The following is a 608-nucleotide window of genomic DNA, read 5'->3' on the forward strand; positions in this document are numbered from 1 at the left end:
CAGCACTTAAGTTGTTACGTACTGAATGAAACTTTTCATTGCCAATTACTTTCGCAGGGTGAAAGCATAAATCTACATTCGGATGACGCTGGAGTGCGTCATACTGTTTTTGGAGCTTTAGAGGGTCAATCCAATAGTCGTCACCGTCACAGATTGCAATGTATTCGCCCTTCGCTCTAGCAACTACATCCACAAAATTTCTCTTACCACCAATATTGGAGGGTCTATTTATTGGAGTATAAGAGCGCTTCACACTATCTTTATAGGAATTCAAAATTCGTGCGGTTTCATCAGGAGAAGAATCGTTACCAACTATTACCTCAAATTCAAATGTAGTTCTTTGATTAAAGATTCCTTCCAAACAATCTCGAATATATCTAGAGTGTTTGTAAGTAATCACACAAACTGAAACGACTATATTATCACTCATTAAAAACAGACCCAAAATAACCCAGAAAACGATGCCTTATCGTTTTGATACACAAAAGTGAGAAAATAAAAACCGTCAGTGATTGGGTCAAGATATTACAAAGTAGCCCAATTCGATCTTCCCCAAAAAGATGCTGCGGCCAAAAATAGCTAACCGAAAAGATAAACAATGCCGCCGG

Annotated in this window: 2 protein-coding genes; both read right to left on the reverse strand. The window is 38.2% G+C overall.

All coding sequences use genetic code 11. The annotated features are described in order from the left end of the window. Positions 1-430 (reverse strand): glycosyltransferase (locus A3738_RS08075; protein ID WP_156504091.1); only part of this gene is annotated, 430 nt, incomplete at its 3' end. Continuing rightward, positions 423-608: hypothetical protein (locus A3738_RS31865; protein WP_231876579.1), on the reverse strand; the 186-nt coding region annotated here is incomplete at its 5' end. The genes A3738_RS08075 and A3738_RS31865, both read right to left, overlap by 8 nt.

It is taken from the genome of Oleiphilus sp. HI0066, from assembly GCF_001635725.1.